This is a genomic window from Bradyrhizobium sp. SZCCHNPS1003, assembly GCF_032381555.1.
Lineage (GTDB): Bacteria > Pseudomonadota > Alphaproteobacteria > Rhizobiales > Xanthobacteraceae > Bradyrhizobium.
Genome location: NZ_JAUHIU010000017.1, coordinates 122840 through 140870, shown reverse-complemented (window position 1 = coordinate 140870; position 18031 = coordinate 122840). Strand labels below are relative to the sequence as shown.

The following is an 18031-nucleotide window of genomic DNA, read 5'->3' as shown; positions in this document are numbered from 1 at the left end:
ATATGACCTCCGGAGCGATTCGCGACGTGATCATCGGCATCGACGCCGGGACGTCGGTGATCAAGGCGGTGGCCTTTTCGCGGGATGGCCGCCAGCTCGGGGATTTCGCGATTCCCAACAGCTACACCACCTTGCCGGGCGGCCGAGTCGAGCAGGACATGGAGCGGACCTGGACCGACACCGTTGCGGCCTTGCGCGGCCTCAGCGGCGCGCTGCCGAATCTGGCTCACCGGGTCGCCGCGATCGCTGTGACCGGGCAGGGCGATGGCACCTGGCTGATCGATGCGGATGGCCATCCCGTCGCGCCCGCGCTGCTGTGGCTCGACTCGCGTGCGGCAGGTTTCGTTGAAGCCTTCCGCGGCGGCGAGCGCAATGTCGCGCACTATCAGCGCACCGGATCGGGGCTCAACGCTTGCCAGCAGGGGGCGCAACTGGCCTGGCTGCAGGCCCATGACGAAGAGTTGCTGGGACGCGCGGGCACGGCGTTCCACTGCAAGGACTGGCTCTACTTCAAGCTGACCGGCGAGCGGGTCACAGATCCCTCCGAGGCGACGTTCTCCTGCGGTGATTTTCGCAAGCGCGGCTTCGACGGCGAGGCCGCGCGTCTCATCGGCATCGCCGATGCCGCGCGCCTGTTTCCAGATGTCGTCGACGGTGTCGCGACGACGCATGGCTTGACGGCAACGGCTGCGGCCGAGACGGGCTTGCCCGAGGACGTGCCGGTGTCGCTCGGCTATGTCGACGTGATCTGCAATGCGCTCGGCGGTGGGCTGTATGACCCCACGCCGGAGGTCGGCTGCACCATCATCGGCTCGACCGGCATGCACATGCGGCTGGTGAACGGCGCCGATGCAGTCAGGCTGAATGCCGAGGCGACCGGTTATACGATGCCGTTCCCGGTGCCGGGCCACTATGCGCAGATGCAGTCGACCATGGCCGCGACCTTGAACATCGACTGGCTGCTCGATGTCGCGCGCGGGGTGCTCGCCATGGAAGGCATCGCGCGGTCGCGCAACGATCTGATCCGGCGGCTGGACGAGCGCGTGCTCGCGGCGAAGGCGGGCGAGCTGCTCTATCACCCTTTCATCTCCGATGCTGGCGAGCGCGGCCCCTTCGTGTCCCATGAAGCTTCTGCGCAACTGATCGGCCTGCGCATCCGTCACGGCTACTGGGATCTGATGCGTGCCGTGATGGAGGGACTGGCCTTCGCCGCACGTGACTGCTACGCGGCGATGGGACCGCTGCCGACGGAAATTCGCCTGACGGGGGGCGCGGCGCGCAGCCGCGCGCTTGGTGCCATTCTCGGCGCGGCACTCGGCAGCACAATTCGAGTCTGCCGTCGCGAGGAGGCCGGCGCGTCGGGGGCGGCGATGATCGCCGCGGTCGCGACCGGGCTCTACTCGGACATGATGATCTGCGCGGAGGAGTGGGTGAGACCGTATCTGGATGAGCCGCAAGCGCCGGATGCGGCGCTGGCGGAACGCTATGCGCAGCTGTTCCCGGCCTATGTCGAGGCCCGCCTCGCGGCGCGGCCGGTCTGGAAGCAGCTCGCCGCACAACGCGCAGGTGCCGATCATGTCTAGCTCCATCGCCATCATCGGCGACCGCTTCATGCTGCCGTCGGTGTTCGCCGAGCGCATCACCGCCATCTGCGGCGATGGCATCGACATCCGCATGCTCGAGCAGCCCTGGCCGGATGAGCCGATGGAGCACGGCTATGCCGGCTCCAAGCTCGACGGGCTGAAGGAGTTCATGGGCGACCCCGAAGAACTGGCGGACTTCATCGGCGAGGCGTCCCTGCTGGTGACGCATCTGGCTCCGATCTCGCGGGCGATGCTGCAGCGGTTGCCGAGCCTGAAATTCATCGCCGTGTCGCGCGGCGGCCCCGTCAACGTCGACATGCAGGCCGCGCGCGATCACGGCGTGTTGGTCGTCAATACGCCCGGCCGCAACGCGAGCGCGGTGGCCGAATTCACCATCGGCGCGATGCTCGCCGAGACCCGGTTGATCCGTAGCGGCCACGAGTCGATGCGGGGCGGGCAATGGCGCGGCGATCTCTACCGCGCCGATCGCACGGGACGCGAACTCGGCGAAATGACGGTCGGCATCGTCGGCTATGGCGCGATCGGCACCCGCGTGGTCAAGCTCTTGAAGGCGTTCGGCTGCAAGATCCTGGTGACCGACCCCTACGTCCAGCTCAGCGCTGAGGACCGCAACGACGGCGTCGAGCACGTCGCGCTCGCCGACCTCTTGGCGCGCGCCGACGTCGTCAGCCTGCATGCCCGCGTGACGCCGGAAACCACCGGCTTCATCGATCGCGATGCGCTGGCCCGGATCAAGCCCGGCGCGATCCTGATCAACACGGCGCGCGGGCCGCTGGTCGACTATCACGCGCTCCATGACGCGCTCAGCTCGCAGCGACTGGCCGGTGCGATGCTCGATACGTTCGCCGTCGAGCCGGCGCCGCCGGACTGGCCGCTGTTGCAGCTTCCCAACGTCACGCTGACGCCGCACATCGCCGGCGCGTCCGTGCGCACCGTCACCTTTGCCGCCGACCAGGCGGCCGAAGAGGTTCGCCGCTATCTCGCCGGCGAGCCGCCGCTCAATCCCTGCTGACGACGAAAGGTTTTCGACATGAATCGCGAGGAACGGCTGATCCGCGAGAACATCATCGCCAAATGCCGATGGATGAATGCGTCGGGCTTGAACCAAGGCACCTCGGGCAACATCTCTGCCCGCTACAGGGACCGCATGCTGATCACGCCGTCGGCGACGCCCTATGACTCGATGAAGCCGGAGATGATCGCCTCGATGCCGCTCGAGGGTGACTACGGTTCCTGGGAGGGGCCGTTGAAGCCCTCGACGGAATGGCGCTTTCATCTCGACATCATGCGCGGTCGTCCGGATGTCGGCGGCGTCGTTCACACGCATTCCACCTATGCCACCGTGCTCGCCATCGCGCGCAAGCCGATACCGGCCTGTCACTACATGATGGCGGCGTTCGGCGGCACCGACATCCGCTGCGCCGGCTATGCGCGTTTCGGCACGGCCGAATTGTCCGAACTCGCGCTCGCGGCGCTCGAGGGACGCAACGGCTGCCTGCTCGCCAATCACGGCATGATCGCGGTCGGTGCCAATCTCGAGAAGGCGATGTGGCTCGCGGTCGAGCTCGAGACCATCGCCCGGCAATATTATCTGTCGCTCGCGCTCGGCCAGACGCACATCCTGGGCGACGCCGAGATCGCCGAGACGGCGCAGGGGTTTTCGACCTACGGGCTGCAGGAGCCGAAGGCGAAAGCGGCAAAGCCGGCCAAGGCTGCGACGAAGGCGCGTGCTGCTGCGCGCAGCAAGCCAGAGAAGAAGCGCAGCAGCAAGCGATGAATGCGACGGTCTCACGCAGCGGAACCGATCACGGTCTGTTGGACCTCGCCGTGATCGGCGGCGGCATCAATGGCGCTGGTATCGCCCGTGATGCCGCCGGCCGCGGCCTGAAGGTGCTGTTGTGCGAGAAGGACGATTTCGCCGAGGGCACCTCGTCGCGATCGGGCAAGCTGATTCATGGCGGCTTGCGCTATCTGGAGTACTACGAATTCCGCCTGGTGCGCGAGGCCCTGATCGAGCGCGAGGTGCTGCTGGCCTCGGCGCCGCACATCATCTGGCCGATGCGCTTCGTGCTGCCGCACTCGCCGGAGCAGCGTCCCGCCTGGCTGGTGCGCGCCGGGCTGTTCCTCTACGACCATCTCGGCGGCCGCAAGCAGCTGCCAGCGAGCCGCAACGTCGATCTCGCGCATGAGCCGGAGGGCGCGCCGCTGCGCCCCGAATTCCGGCGCGGCTTCGAATATTCGGACTGCTGGGTCGACGATGCCAGGCTGGTGATCCTCAATCTCGTCGATGCCGCACGCAAGGGCGCGACGATCCTGCCGCGCACCCGCGCCGTGAGCGCACGGCGAGAGAATGGCGTCTGGCGGCTGGAGATGTGCTCCGAGAGCGGCGAGCTGCAGACCGTCAGCGCGCGGGCGCTGGTCAACGCCGCAGGTCCCTGGGTGCAGGACGTGGTGCAGGGCGTCGCCGGGCTCAACTCGGCGCACAATGTGCGGCTCGTGAAAGGCAGCCATCTCGTGGTGCCAAAATTCTGGAGCGGATCGCAGGCCTATCTGCTGCAGAACACAGATCGCCGCGTCATTTTCGTCAATCCTTATGAGACCGATCTGGCGCTGATCGGGACCACTGACATCGTGCATGACGGCCGCGCGGAAGACGTTGCGATCGACTGTGCCGAAGTCGACTATCTGCTCGCCGTGCTCGACCGCTATTTCCGGGCTGCGCCCGGCAAGGGGGATATCATTCACGCCTTCTCGGGGGTGCGGCCGCTCTATGACGACAACGCCGACAATCCGTCGGCGGTGACGCGCGACTACGCGTTCGAGGTACATGGTGCACCCGGGCAGCCGCCGCTGCTGTCGATCTTCGGCGGCAAGATCACGACGTTTCGCCGGCTTGCCGAACAAGCGATGGAGCGCCTCGCGCCATGGTTTCCGCAGCTGGCGTCGGCATGGACGGCGGGCGCGCGCCTTCCGGGCGGCGATCTCGGTGCGCCGTTCGATCAGTTCCTTGCTGATCTCGCCGGCGAGTATCCGGGATTGCCGCCGGCGGTGCTGGCACATTATGCGCGGCTCTACGGCACCCGGGCGCGCGACCTGCTCGGAGCATCCCGCAACGTCGGCGATCTCGGCCGCCATTTCGGTTCCTCCTTTTATGAGCGCGAGCTCGTTTTTCTGCGCGAGCAGGAGTGGGCCGTCACGGCCGCCGACGTCCTCGACCGGCGCACCAAGCATGGCTTGCATCTGAGCCGTGCCGAGCGCGAGGCGTTCGAGCATCAGCTCTGATCGCGTCTTGACGCCTCGAGCCCTTCCGCGACCGCCGCAGCGCTTGGCGGGTGCCGATGACACGCCCCGGCAAACCGTGCTATCGAGCGCCCGCGATATGGATCGCGACGCGCCTGGAGACGCGGAATTCGGCACAATCCGGACCTTCGCCGATGCTTGACGCGCCGATCGCTTCACAATCAAACCGCCCGACGACCTCCTGAATTCGACGCCATGCCGGACCAGATCAAAGCGAGAGCCGACCATCGGCGCGGTCCGCGGCAGGCAGGCATTGTCGACGCCTGGACCAGGGCCGCGTCCGGATCCTGGATGGATCGGCGCTGGACCCCCTGGATCATCGTGCTGAGCGGCCTCGTGCTGGCGCTGCTGTGTGATGCCTTCGTGGCGCACATGCTTTCCGTCAACTATCGGGAGACCTATCGGGCCACCGAGGCCGCCAACGGCGATCTTGCCCGCGCGCTCGAAGAATACATGTTGCGCAACATCCAGGGCGTCGACGTGCTCTTGAACACGACGATCGACAGTCTCAAGCAGGACCCATCGCTGCTCACCGCCGGCAATCCGGCCCTGATCGACGAGCTGAAGCGCAGGGTGGCGCCGTATCCAGCCGCGGGCGGCATCGTCGTGATTGATGCGGACGGCAACCTGCTCGGCGACAGCGCCGGCAACGGAGTTCCCGGCCGCGAGAACAATTTCGCCGATCGGGCCTATTACAAGGTCCAGCGCGATGACCCCGGCCGCGGCCTGTTCATCGACGTGCCGGTGGCCTCGCGTGTGAACAAGGGTCTGTTCATCGCGGTGAGCCGCGCCTTGATGATGCCGGGCGAACGTTTCGCCGGCGTGATCGTCGTGGCCGTCGACTACGAGAATCTGCGGCAGTTCTTTCTGTCGCTGAACGTCGGGCAGCGCGGAACGGTGACGCTCTATCGAGACGATGGCACGATCTTGCTGCGCTCGCCGAACGCCGACGATTTTGCCGGCCGCAACGTTCGGTCCAATCGTCTGTTCAGCCAATATCTCCCGCAGGCGCCTCACGGCAGCTTCGAGGGCAGCGGCATGACGGATGGCACGTCGCGGAGCATCAGCTATCGACGCGTCGCCGGCCTGCCGCTGGTGGTGACCGTGGCGCGCGATCCGGTCGAGTATCTGGCCGGCTGGAAACACAACGCGCTGTACTACAGCGCCATCGCCGCCGGGCTCAATCTGCTGATCTCGGGATTCGGCCTCGTCCTGGCGCGGCAATGGCGGCTGCGCGCGGCATCCGAGCAGGCGCTGCGCGATAATTTCGAGCAGCATCTGCTGGTCACGGAGAACGTGCCCGCGTTGATCGTCCAGGTCGGCGCCGATGGTGACATCCGCTACGCCAATCGCGTCGCACGCGAATGGTACGCGCAGCCGCCCACCGGAGCCGGCCGCAGCCGCAGGATCGACGACTACATCGATCCCGCGCGACGTGGCGAGGTGAGGTCGAAGATCGAGGCCGCGCTGGCCGGCCGCACCGCGGGCGGTGAGGAGAAGATCGCGTTTCCCGACGGCCGTGAACGCTGGTGCCAGACCATTCGGGTGCCGGATCGCAGCCAGGATGGCACGGTGCGCGGCTATTTCGTGCTGTCGGTCGACATCACCGAGCGCAAGCGCATCGAGGACGAATTGCGCCAGGCCCAGAAGATGGAGGCCGTCGGCCAGCTGGCCGGCGGCATCGCGCACGATTCCAACAACATGCTGGCGGCGACGCTCGGCAATCTGGATCTGCTGCTCGACGCCTTGCCGCCCGCCGATGTCTCCTGCCGCAGCATGGTCGAGCGGGCGATCGAGGCGGCGGAGCGGGTCGCCGATCTCAACCGGCGGCTGCTGGCCTTCGCCCGCAAGCAGGCGCTGCAGCCGCAGATCACCGACGTAAATCAGTTGGTCAGCGGGATGACGACGATCCTGCAGCGGACGCTCGGCGAGAACATCGAGATCGAATTGGCGCAGGATCCGATGCTGTGGCACTGCCTGATCGACCCGACGCAATTGCAGAACGCGCTGCTCAATTTGGCGCTCAACGCGCGCGATGCGATGGATGGCGGCGGTCGACTGACGATCACGACGACGAATGCCGTGCTCGACCAGCCGCTCGATGACGGCGACGAGCGCATCATGCCCGGGGACTACGTGACGATCGCGGTGTCGGACATGGGGGCCGGCATGCCGCCCGAGATCGCGCGCCGCGCCTTCGAGCCGTTCTTCACCACCAAGGAGTTCGGCAAGGGCAGCGGCCTCGGCCTCAGCATGGTCTATGGCTTTGCGCGGCAATCGGGCGGCACGGTGCTGATCGACAGCCGGGTGGCGGAGGGCACGTGCGTCACGCTGTATCTGCCGAGCGCGGGGCCGGGCGTCACCGGTCGCGCGCGCGCCGGCGCGGCGCGGCTGGCGCGGCCGCAGACCGGCGAACGGATCCTGGTCGTGGAGGACAATCCGCTGGTGGGCGCGATGGCATCGACCATGCTGACATCGATGGGCTACAGCCCGGTCGTCGTCATCAATGCGACCGCTGCGATCGCCGAGCTGGAGCGGCCGGATCCGATCGCGCTGCTGCTGACCGACATTCTGCTGCCGGATGCCATGACCGGCATCGACCTGGCGCGCGAGGTGCGCCGCAGATGGCCCGAGCTGCCCATCGTCTTCATGTCCGGCTTCGCCGACCCCTCGCTGGTGCCGGAGGAATTCCGGGCGACGACCAGGCTTCTCGCCAAGCCGTTCCGGCTGAGCCAATTGTCGGAGGCGATCGTGTCGGCCTTGGCCGGCAGGACAGCGACGTGAGTCCGCAGCGATCATGCGGTGAGGGATCCCTCGTTCGCCCCGATCCACAGCGCCGTCCGGGCGAGCCGTCTCCGCCTCGCGGCGCGTGATGCGTCCGAGCTCTGCCGGTGGTTTCGCCCTCTCGACAACGAGGGGGCGGGGAATGCCGGGCGCTGGCCGCACCCATGGCCCGCCTGCGAAAAAAGTGCAGGCGGCAGGAACCACAGGTTCAGCCGAGACATCCCGGCATTCCCCGCGCGATGGTTGGGCGGCTTATACGTCCTCTCCCCGGGGACCGGCTGTCTTGCCCCCGTCACCCGCGCAACGCGAACGCGTTGTCACGAGCTTGGCCTCAGCACCGGGAGGCCAGGACCCTACGATTTCGCCGGCGCATCGGATTCGTTCGTCCGCATGTCGAGCATGCTGGGACTCGCTACGCCCACCGCATCCCACCCCGCGTGTCGTGACGATCGCGATACGCCCCTCGTGCCGAGGCGGGATGGTGGTAGAAAATCATGATTTTCGGAAAAACGAAAGAGGAATATTTTTCACGGAACGACTGGACAGGGGTGATGTGGTTGAGGGGGCAGACGAAAACAGAGTTTTGGCGCAACCGGGTTTTCTCCCGCGCTGCTCGGGACGGCGTTGAACCATGAGAGCGAGGAGACGTCGTTGCAGCCATGGCGCAACGTCCGACATGAAGAAGCCAAGACGGTTGTGCGGACACGAAGCCTCAGCGCGGCGACCGAGACTGGCTTAGTGCACAGCTCTAAGCCTGATCAGGTTCGGCTCCTCGATAGAAGAGTGCTCGTCCCTTCGGTATGAGCTGAAGCAATATGTCGTAGTCGGTGACATTTGCCGTCAGGACCACCAAGCCGAGCTTCTGCGCCTGAAGGAACAGCGCGCAATCCTGGAGAGCGCGGAACTTGCCATCTTTATCATAACCCTGGGTTCGGCAAAGGATGCCTGACAGGAGTGCTGCGCGTCCAAGAATTTCGGCGTCTGGGATGAAGACGCAATGCGAGGGCGTTGCCTTGATCTGTCGTCCAACCACCGCGATGACGGACGCAGTGCGCGAGTCGGTTGGGTTCAAGGCGCCAACCGTGTGCATCAACTCCTGCACCGCAAGGATCGAGTGGTTGACCTGACGACGCGCGATGACTTCGTCCAGAATGGGAGGTGAGCGGCTCTGCATCTGGTCGATATAGACACAAGTGTCGAGCAAAAGTCCTTGTCCGGCAATCAGGCCGGGTCCGACAAATGGCAGCTCGTCATCGCTCCGCCGTGCCACGTTCCCCGTGGATCGAAACGCGCCCAGCGCCGCGCGCTCTCGAAGTCGAATGCCGCCACGTCAATAGCCGAGCTTCAGTTTCGGATCGACCGTCCCGCGCAATTCCTTGAAGACTTGCGCGAAATTATCCTCGAGCGCGATGGTCGCGAGAGCAAACTCGATAAGGTCGGTATCCGTTTCGATTCCCGTTTGCCGTTTGGCCTGCCGGACCAGCGCGGAGCTCACGCGTCCGCCAATCCGTCCCGCCTTGTCCTTGAGGAGTCCGGACCGTTCGGCTGCCCGCATGACTGCCTGGACGCGCGTCTCGCTCGGGACGACGCGTCCAATCGTCGCCTCATCACGAGGCCGACGCGACATGCCGTGAGCGGTTTGCTTGCCCCGGCGGGAGGGGGATTTGCCGGCAGGTGCCTTGGCCATGATGATCCGGGTTCTGTTGGACAAAAACCTTCTTTGTTCAACATAGCGCGTCTCGCCTCTGCTTCAACGTGCCGCCGACGCGCCCCTCACTCCACCGCATCCTTCGTCGCGATCCGGTGCAGCTGCTCGAACAGATCGGCCTGCTCACTCGTGCACAGACACACGCCCTGCGCGGAGTCCGTGTCGCCGGCGTTGAGGTAAGCGTGGCCCATGGTGCTGTCGAGATACATGCCGTCGCCTTCGTGCAGGATCTCGGGCGCGTAGAACTCGGTGTGCACGGCGATGGTGCCGCGGGTCACCAGGAAGTATTCCTCGCCGCTGTGGCGGAGCAGGGGGCCGAACTCCTCCAGCGTGCGGGCGCGCACCTCGGCGATCATCGGCACCATGCGCTTTCCGATCAGGTCGGTGCATTGATAGGTGTAGGTGTAGAACCTGGTGTTGACGATCTGGCCCTGGCCGGCGCGGCTGACGCTGCGGCGGGCGGTCACCGGGCGACCCGCCTCGGGACGCGGCGAAGCCGGGCTGAACAGCTCGGCGATGTCCATCTGCAGGCCCGAGGTGAGCTGCAGCAGCTTGTCATAGGTCAGCGACATCAGGCCGTTTTCGACCTTGGACAGGGTCGACAGCGCCATGCCGGTCTTTTCGGCGACCTGCTTCAGGGTCAGCCCGCGCGCCTGCCGGGCCGCCTTCAGGCACTGGCCGAGCTGGGAGTGGGGGCCTTCGGTCGACGCGCTGATGGCAGTGTCTGTCAAAGCGATCTCCGGAAAATCCGTTAGCGGATCAGGCGTGCCGATGGCCGGGGCAGGCCGACAATCTCGCCCCAAAGAACAACATATTCAATTGGGTGCCCCAATGTCCGAAGGTCATGCGTGGACAGCGGTGGAACAATGCGTTTTCGGGTCGTGCATTCGATTTCCTATATGCTAAATAGTTTTCCGAAACGGAAAAGAGAAGCCCGTGGAATCGATTTGCGACAAGACCGCCGTCGAGCTGGTCAACCTCCTGAAAACAAAGGCGATCTCGCCGGTTGCGCTGCTCGAATCGTGTCTGGACCGGATTGCGGCGGTGAATCCGGCCGTCAACGCGGTGGTGACCCTGGACGAGCCGGCTGCCCGCGCGGCGGCCAAGGCCGCCGAGGCCGAGATCGTGAGGGGCGAGGACCGGGGGGCGCTGCACGGTCTGCCGGTGCTGATCAAGGACACCCAGGACACCGCCGGGATGCGCTCCACCTATGGCAGCCCGATCCTGGCCGACAATGTGCCCGTGGCCGACCAGGCCTCGGTGGGCCGGCTGCGCGCCGCGGGCGCGATCATCTTCGGCAAGACCAACACGCCGGAATGGGCGGCGGGCGGCAACACCCGCAATCCGGTGTTCGGCGCCACCGGCAACCCGTTCGACCCGATGCGCTCGGCCGCCGGCTCCTCCGGCGGCTCGGCGGTCGCGCTCGCTTGCGGCATGGCCCCGCTGGCCTCCGGCTCGGACACCGGCGGCTCCCTTCGCAATCCGGCCGGCTTCTCCGGCATCGTCGGCATGCGGCCGTCCTACGGCCTCGTCGCCAGCGAGAAGCGCGCCCATGGCTGGTCGTGCCTGTCGACCGATGGGCCGATGGCGCGCGATGTCGCCGATACCGCGCTGATGCTGTCGGTGATGGCGAGCGACGATGCGCGCGATCCGCTCGCCTACACCCTGCCGGGCGAAGCCGTGCGCGGCGCGCCATCGCGCTGGGCGGTGCCGCCGGTGCTCGAACTCAAGACGCTCAGGCTCGCCTTCACCGAGGATTTCGGCTTTGCGCCGACGGAAGCGCTGATCCGCCGCGCCTTCCGCGCGCGCGTGTCGCGCATCGCGCCGCTGTTTGCTGACGCGCACGAGAGCGCGCCCGATTGCAGCGGTGCCGACGAGACCTTCGCGGTGCTGCGTGCCTCTCTGTTCCTCACCCAGCACGGCAAGAATTTTCGCGAGCGGCCGGAGATGCTCGGGCCGAACGTGCGCGCCAATGTCGAGGAGGGGCTCGGCTACAGCCTCGACGATTTTTCGCGCGCGAGCGCCAACCAGACCCGCATCTACCGCGCCTACCAGGGCTTCTTCGCAAGCCACGACGTGCTGATCAGTCCGACCATCACCTTGAGCCCGCGGCCGTGGGTCGAGCTGTATCCGGCCGAGATCGACGGCGTGCCGACACGCTCCTACTTCCACTGGCTGGCGCTTGCCTATGCGGTGACGCTCGCCGGCCATCCCGCGCTCAGCCTGCCGCTCGGCCTCGACGACAACGGCCTGCCGTTCGGCCTGCAGATCGTAGGTCCCCGCGGCGGCGACGCGCTGGTGCTCGGCGTCGCCGCGGCGCTGGAAGCCGCCTTCGCCGATGACGCCGAGCTGCGCCGTCCACGGCCCGACCTCGCCAGGCTCGCGTTGCTGCCGCCGCTGGCGCAGACGCCGGGCTTCATGGCGTGGGATTGAGGCCGGCCATCATGATCAATACATCCTGGAGCGACTAACGATGTTCGACGCCCCCTCATGGCCGTTTTCGCTGGTGCGCCGCGCCGGCGGCCTGGTGTTCCTGTCCGGCGAAATCCCGGTTGCCGATGACGGCAGCATTCCCGAAGGCATCGCGGCGCAGACCGATCTCGTCTTCAAGCACATCTCGGAGACGCTTGCCGGCGAAGGCCTGACGCTCGACGACGTCGTGTCCTGCATGGTGCACCTCGCCGACAAGGCGGATTTCGCCGCCTACAACGAGGCCTATCGCAGGCACTTCAAGGACCCGCTGCCGGTGCGCACCACGGTGCAGGCGCAGATGATGGCGGATGTGAAGATCGAGGTCACCGTCGTCGCGGCGGCGCGGACCTGAGGCAGGAGTGATGACGATGCAAAGCGCGATCGTTCTCGGTGGCGGCATGGTCGGCGTCGGCACGGCGCTGCACCTGCAGAGCCGCGGCTGGTCAGTGGCACTGGTCGACCGCAGGGAGCCAGGCCGCGAGACCAGCTACGGCAATGCCGGCATCATCCAGAGCGAGGCCGTCAGGCCCTACGCGATGCCCTATGATCTCGCCGGCGTGCTCGACATTGCGCTCGCGCGCACCAACGACGTGCACTACAGCCTCGCGGCGTTGCCCTATCACGTGCGCCCGCTGCTGCAATACTGGTGGAATTCGTTCCCCGCCCGGCACGAGGTGCTGACGCGGACCTATGCGCAACTGATCGCACGCGCCGCGCCCGAGCACGAGCCGCTGATTCTCGCGGCCGGGGCCGGCAATCTCGTGCGCCGCGACGGCTTTCGCGTGCTGCACCGGACGCAGGCGCAGTTCGACAAGGAGGCGAGGGAGGCCGAGGCGGTCGGCAAGGCGTTCGGCGTCAAGTTCAAGCTGCTTAGCGCGCAGCAGCTCAAGCAGGCCGAGCCCGGGCTGATCGACAGCGGCATCGGCGGCCTGCACTGGCAGGAGCCGTGGACCGTGTCCGACCCCGGCAGCCTCGTCGGCTCCTATGCCGAGCTGTTCACGCGGCGCGGCGGCAAGCTGCTGCGCGGCGATGCGACCACGCTCGCACAGGCGGGCAGCGGCTGGGCCGTCACCACGGCGGAGGGACGCATCGAGGCCGAGGCCGTGGTGGTCGCGCTCGGACCGTGGTCGCCGGAGTTCCTGAAGCGGTTCGGCTACGACATCCCGATGGTGCGCAAGCGCGGCTATCACCGTCATTACACCGGCGGCGCCCCGCTCGATCTGCCGTTGCGCGATGCGGCGCGCGGCTATCTGATGAACCCGATGGCGCTCGGCGTGCGCATCACCACCGGCGCCGAGCTGTCATCGCCGAATGCGAAGGCGACCCCGGTTCAGCTCGGCAAGGCCGAGGCTGCCGCGCGCCAGCTCATCGATCTCGGCAAGCCGGTCGAGCCCGAGCCGTGGATCGGCACGCGGCCGTGCATGCCCGACATGCTGCCGGTCGTCGGCCAGGCGGCGCGTCACAAGGGCCTGTGGCTGCATTTCGGCCACGGCCACCAGGGCTTCACGCTGGGGCCCGCGACGGGACGCATCCTCGCCGAGCTGATGAGCGGCGAAGCGCCGAGCGTCGACGTCGCCGCCTGCGCGCCGGCGCGATTCGGCGCATAGCTGCGAGAGCTGCTGCAGCCCTGCAATTGCAGGCTGCAGCGGCGCTCTCCGGGCAGTCCCTTGTTTACCAAGCGGGCCTGTTCTGGCGCTGCAAAATTTCCACTTCACGAATTCGCAAGCCCGCTCTCCTAGGGTGACGCCGGTTGAACCAGGACGCGGGGGCGAAACGCGTTTCGTGAGTTCTGTCGTCGGCCAGTGATCCGAACATCATGTGGGGGAGCAGATGAACTTCACGGGCCTCGTGTACCGCTTCATCTCGAATTTCGTATTTCTCGCGGCCGTCTATCTCAGCCTGAACTACATCGAGAAGTACCAGAACCGCGCCGTCCTGGCGCTCGTGGTGCTGATCTATGCCGGCATGCGCGCCGTCACGGTGGTGCGCACCTTCCATTTCTTCGGACGGATCGAGAAGATGGAGTCGGACGTCCGCCGGCTCGCCGGCATGCTCGGCGACGGGCCGGTGGGGCAGGTGGTCAGCAGGCAGGTGGTGTCCGACGTCGGATCGCTGCGCAAGGACGGCGAGAAGAAGTCCTACATCGACCTGTTCTTCCTGGCCGCCGCCGTCATCCTCTGCGTCAGCAAGCTGGTCTCGAACTGATCGGTCGCACCGCGAGCGGTGTGCATCAGGCCGATCGCCGCGATATCGAGCTCGAGCAGCCGAAGGCGAGGGCGAGCGAATCGTGCCGCATCCCCGCGTGCAACATCTGCGAATGTTCAGCGTCGCCTGAGGCTGGCGAGGCGCAGCGGACGCGGCGCCGGCTTGGCGGCCGCCGCCTTCGGGGCCGGGCTCTCGAGCCGGGCGAGCTGATGCCGCTGCGCCGACAGCGGCGCGACAGGCGGCCATGCGAACAGATTGGGCGCCGGCGCTGCCAAGGCCGGCGCTGCAAGGCGCGGCGCGAGCGGCGGACGCGGCCATGCCGGCTTCTGCGCGCCGTGCGTGACGGCCGCGGGCACGTCGAGAATGCCGAAATCGTCCAGCCTGGCGCGGGCGCGTGTTTCGGCGCCGGCGAGATCGACGGGCGCGATCCTGGGCCAATGCGCCACCGGGGTCTCGTCCGACGGACGATGCAGCAGCCAATCCTCGGGCTCGGTCGGCGTCGCCGGCCGGTCCGGCGTTGCCGCCACGACGTGCACGATCTTGTAGTTCTTGGCCTTGAGATCGGCGAGGATCTTCGGCAGCGCCGTGACGGTGCGGGCCTGGATGTCGTGCAGCAGCAGGATGCCCTTGCCGCGCGCCTCCAGCCGCTTCATCGCGAGCTCGTAGACCTTGGCGCCGGAAATGCTGCGCCAGTCGTCGGCGAGGAAGTCAGCGCTCCAGACCTGCAGGCCGAGCGAGGCGGCGTAGCTTTCCACGGCGTCGCCGCGCAGCAGGCCGGGGACGCGGAAGAACGGCGACAGCGCGGAGGGATCGGTGAGCGCGGCCTTCGTCCAGGCGATGCCCTGATCGACCTCCGGCTGGACCTGTTCGAGCGTCATCTTGTTGAAGCTCAGCGGATGGTTCTGGCTGTGGGTGCCGATGGTGTGGCCGGCGGCCGCGAGCTTCCTCACGCCCTCGGGATCGGCCTTGGCCTGGCGGCCGATGGTGAAGAACGTCGCCTTGACGCATTGGTCGGCGAGAATCTGCAGCACCCGATTGCTGTATTTCGGCAGCGGCCCGTCGTCGAAGGTGATGACGACCTCGTGATCCTTGAGCGGCAGCGTCTCCTTGTACTGCATCGCGCCCAGGCGCGGATGCTCGCGCGGATCGACCACCAGGACGCGCGACGTGCCGAGCGCGTTCGGGTGTCCGGGACAATCGGCCGCCGATGCGACTGACGATCCGACACTGGAGGCGACGCAGGCGACGGTGCCCAACAGCACTGCGAGCCATGTTGGCCGTCCGACGCAAGCCCACTGACGATCACGCATCACGCTGCTCACATTCCCTTCACCGTCCCGGCCCCTTCGGCCAGGGTCTTCGACGCTCGATGATGTGTCGCAGCCGCGCGGGACGGGCAAGCGACCGCCAAGACATAGCAGGGATGTTCGGCTGTCGCGAGATGACATCGTTCCGGGTTCCGGTTTGCACGCGGCTGTTGCCGGATTGCAAGCGGCGGAAATCGCCGTGATCACGGCCGTCGAGCGTAGACAGGGGTCCTGAACGACGGATTAACCACCTTCGTTCGGCGTCGTCGGCGCGGGTGAAGGGCGCTCGCTATGCTGCTCGTGATGCGCATCCGCCGGCTGCTTCGGAACCACATGGACCACGCGATAGCCGTGGTTCTTCAGGTAGCGCAGGAACGCGGGCAGCATGGCGACCGTGCGCGGCTGCGGATCGTGCAGCAGGATGATGCCCTTGCGCGCCTGGCTCAGCCGGGTGGTCAGCAGCTTCAGCGTCTGCTGCGGTGACATCGGGTTCCAGTCGCTGGCCCAGAGATCGGCGCCGAACACGACGATGCCGCGCGACTGCAGCAGGTCGAGCGTCGCCGGTGTCGATTCGAAATAGGGAAAGCGGAAGAATGGCGTCGACGGCGTGGTCGTCTCCGCGCCGTTGAGCGCCTTCTCGTCGGCGCCGATGCCGCGATCGATCTCATCGACGGCCTGTCCCGGCGTGATGTGCGCGAGATTCGCATGCGTGAAGGTGTGATGGCCTATGGTGTGGCCTTCGGCCGCGATCTTCCGCACCAGCGCGGCGCGGCGCGACGCAGGCTCGCCGACCAGGAAGAAGGTCGCGCGCACACATTCCCTGGCGAGTGCGGCGAGCACCTTGTCGGTCATCGGCGGCGACGGACCGTCGTCGAAGGTCAGCACCACCTCGCCGTCGTGCAGCGGCAGCGTGTCCGGGAAGCTCTTCAGGCCGACGCGCGGATGTGTCGCGGGATCGACGGTGAGAATGCGCGACGTGCCGAGCGTACCTTCGCGCGGGCATGCGGCGGGCGCGGCTGCGGCGACGTCAGCCGCAAGCAGCGCCGCCACGACGCAGGCCGCGTTTACCCATCCCGTCATCGGTCGCCAAAGCCGCATCTTTTCCCGTTGCGCTCGCTGTTGCCGATTATGTAATGCGTGAAAGCACAAATCAGACCATTTGCTCTGAAATCAAGCGCGTGAGGCACGTCATGAACGAGACATCGGACGTTGCCCATGCTGATGCTACTCTACGCGATCGCGCGCCGATGCGCACCGAATCCGGCGAGATTCGCGCCGAATTCATCGCGGCCATCACGGCGGCGATCGCCGCCGAGGACGAGGCGTTTCTGCGCGCCGAGGTCGCCGAGCTGCACGAGGCCGATCTCGGCGACCTGATCGCGGCGCTCGCGCCGGACGACCGTGTCCGGCTGGTCGAGCTGACCGGCACCGATTTCGACTTCTCCGCGCTGAACGAGGTCGACGACGCGGTCCGCGAGGAGATCCTCGAGGAGCTCGAGCCTGCGACCGTCGCCGAGGGCGTGCGCGAGCTCGAATCCGACGACGCCGTCGAGCTGTTGGAAAGCCTCGACGAGGAGGACAAGGAGGAGATCCTCGAACGCCTGCCGCCGTCGGAGCGCGACGCGCTGGCGCGCAGCCTCGACTATCCCGAGGGCTCGGCCGGCCGCCGCATGCAGAGCGAGTTCATCGCGGTTCCACTGGGCTGGACGGTCGGCGAGGCCATCGACTACATGCGCGAGACGCCGGATCTGCCCGAGCGGTTCTACGAGATCTATGCGGTCGACGACGCACGGCATTGGCAGGGCGCGGTGTCGCTCGATGCGCTGCTGCGCGCCCGCCGTCCGGTTCCGCTGGCCGATCTGATCGACGAGGACCGCCGTCGCGTCACCGTCACCGACGATCTCGCCGAGGTGGCGCGGCTGTTCGGCAAGTACAATCTGGTCGCGGCCCCCGTGGTCGATGCCGATAACCGGCTGGCCGGCGTCATCACCATCGACGACGTGGTCGACGTCATCGAGGAGGAGGCCGACGAGGACTTCAAGGCGCTCGGCGGCGTGTCGGGCGACGAGGAATTGTCCGACAGCGTCTGGACCATCGCCAAGGGCCGCTTCAACTGGCTGCTGATCAATCTCGCCACCGCGTTCCTGGCGTCATCGGTGCTCGGCCTGTTCGAGGGCCAGTTGCAGCAGATGGTGGCGCTCGCCGTGCTCGCGCCGATCGTCGCCAGCCAGGGCGGCAATGCCGCGACCCAGACCATGACGGTCGCGGTGCGCGCGCTGGCGACGCGCGAGCTCGGGCCGAACAATGCGATGCGGGTCGTGATCCGCGAGGGGCTGGTCGGGCTCGTCAATGGTCTGGCCTTCGCGCTCGTCACCGGCATCGCCGCCGTGGCGTGGTTCAAGATGCCCGGGCTTGGCATCGTGATCGGGCTTGCGATGATCTCGAATCTCGTCGCGGGGGCGCTCGGCGGCATCCTGATTCCGATGGTGCTCGAACGCGTCCGCGCCGACCCGGCCGTCGCCTCGGGAACCTTCGTCACGACGGTGACCGACGTCGTCGGCTTCTTCTCGTTTCTCGGCATCGCCACGCTGTGGTTCGGCTTGAAATAAGCGCAATCCCTGAACGACTTATATCGTTAATCCGGCCTTAAC

15 protein-coding genes are annotated in these 18031 nt (G+C 66.8%); 10 read left to right on the top strand and 5 right to left on the bottom strand.

Translation table 11 applies throughout. The features are described from left to right. Positions 1–2 precede the first annotated feature (2 nt). The 5 genes from QX126_RS26100 (at position 3) to QX126_RS26080 (ending at position 7688) form a co-directional block, all read left to right on the top strand. The gene (locus QX126_RS26100) at positions 3–1583 is read left to right on the top strand and encodes an FGGY-family carbohydrate kinase (RefSeq protein WP_315784598.1); all 1581 of its coding nucleotides are present in this window, start codon (positions 3–5) and stop codon (positions 1581–1583) included. Further along, entirely contained in the window at positions 1576–2616 is a 1041-nt protein-coding gene (locus QX126_RS26095) for a 2-hydroxyacid dehydrogenase (RefSeq protein ID WP_315784595.1), read from the top strand. Before QX126_RS26100 ends, QX126_RS26095 begins: the two co-directional genes overlap by 8 nt. An 18-nt stretch (positions 2617–2634) precedes the next feature. Continuing rightward, complete coding sequence (locus QX126_RS26090) at positions 2635–3381, top strand: class II aldolase/adducin family protein (protein WP_315784593.1); 747 nt, start codon at positions 2635–2637, stop codon at positions 3379–3381. Continuing rightward, positions 3378–4886 carry a glycerol-3-phosphate dehydrogenase gene (locus QX126_RS26085; RefSeq protein ID WP_315784592.1) on the top strand — a complete coding sequence of 503 codons (1509 nt, stop codon included), beginning with the start codon at positions 3378–3380 and terminating at the stop codon, positions 4884–4886. The genes QX126_RS26090 and QX126_RS26085 overlap by 4 nt, the downstream gene beginning before the upstream one ends. Positions 4887–5195: 309 nt before the next feature. After that, positions 5196–7688: a hybrid sensor histidine kinase/response regulator gene (locus QX126_RS26080; RefSeq protein ID WP_315784589.1), complete on the top strand. Its 2493-nt coding sequence runs from the start codon at positions 5196–5198 to the stop codon at positions 7686–7688. A 748-nt stretch (positions 7689–8436) separates the two neighbouring features. Here the strand turns inward: QX126_RS26080 and QX126_RS26075 are convergent. The 3 genes from QX126_RS26075 to QX126_RS26065 form a co-directional block, all read right to left on the bottom strand. Beyond that, positions 8437–8958: a DNA-binding protein gene (locus QX126_RS26075; RefSeq protein ID WP_315784586.1), complete on the bottom strand. Its 522-nt coding sequence runs from the start codon at positions 8956–8958 to the stop codon at positions 8437–8439. 60 nt (positions 8959–9018) lie between these two features. Next, positions 9019–9375, bottom strand: coding sequence for a hypothetical protein (locus QX126_RS26070; RefSeq protein ID WP_315784583.1), 357 nt, complete (start codon positions 9373–9375; stop codon positions 9019–9021). An 86-nt stretch (positions 9376–9461) separates the two neighbouring features. Beyond that, on the bottom strand, positions 9462–10127 hold the full coding sequence (locus tag QX126_RS26065) for an XRE family transcriptional regulator (protein ID WP_315784581.1): 666 nt from the start codon (positions 10125–10127) through the stop codon (positions 9462–9464). Positions 10128–10332: 205 nt separating this feature from the next. Here QX126_RS26065 and QX126_RS26060 point away from each other — a divergent pair, with 205 nt between their 5' ends. The 4 genes from QX126_RS26060 to QX126_RS26045 all read left to right on the top strand — a co-directional run bounded on the left by QX126_RS26060 (position 10333) and on the right by QX126_RS26045 (position 14073). Continuing rightward, complete coding sequence (locus QX126_RS26060) at positions 10333–11829, top strand: amidase (RefSeq protein ID WP_315784579.1); 1497 nt, start codon at positions 10333–10335, stop codon at positions 11827–11829. A gap of 40 nt (positions 11830–11869) precedes the next feature. Continuing rightward, positions 11870–12220 carry a RidA family protein gene (locus tag QX126_RS26055; RefSeq protein ID WP_315784577.1) on the top strand — a complete coding sequence of 117 codons (351 nt, stop codon included), beginning with the start codon at positions 11870–11872 and terminating at the stop codon, positions 12218–12220. A gap of 16 nt (positions 12221–12236) precedes the next feature. Next, entirely contained in the window at positions 12237–13475 is a 1239-nt protein-coding gene (locus QX126_RS26050) for an FAD-binding oxidoreductase (protein WP_315740349.1), read from the top strand. 223 nt (positions 13476–13698) lie between these two features. Further along, entirely contained in the window at positions 13699–14073 is a 375-nt protein-coding gene (locus QX126_RS26045) for a hypothetical protein (RefSeq protein WP_315740348.1), read from the top strand. Between the two features lie 116 nt (positions 14074–14189). Here QX126_RS26045 and QX126_RS26040 read toward each other — a convergent pair whose 3' ends face one another. Together QX126_RS26040 and QX126_RS26035 are read right to left on the bottom strand one after the other, a co-directional pair. Then, complete coding sequence (locus tag QX126_RS26040; protein WP_315784575.1) at positions 14190–15383, bottom strand: polysaccharide deacetylase family protein; 1194 nt, start codon at positions 15381–15383, stop codon at positions 14190–14192. A gap of 240 nt (positions 15384–15623) precedes the next feature. Then, positions 15624–16460: a polysaccharide deacetylase family protein gene (locus QX126_RS26035; protein WP_315775257.1), complete on the bottom strand. Its 837-nt coding sequence runs from the start codon at positions 16458–16460 to the stop codon at positions 15624–15626. A gap of 110 nt (positions 16461–16570) precedes the next feature. On the opposite strand from QX126_RS26035, the gene mgtE reads away from it, so the two are divergent. Then, positions 16571–17989, top strand: coding sequence for a magnesium transporter (gene mgtE, locus QX126_RS26030; protein WP_315740345.1), 1419 nt, complete (start codon positions 16571–16573; stop codon positions 17987–17989). Positions 17990–18031 lie beyond the last annotated feature (42 nt).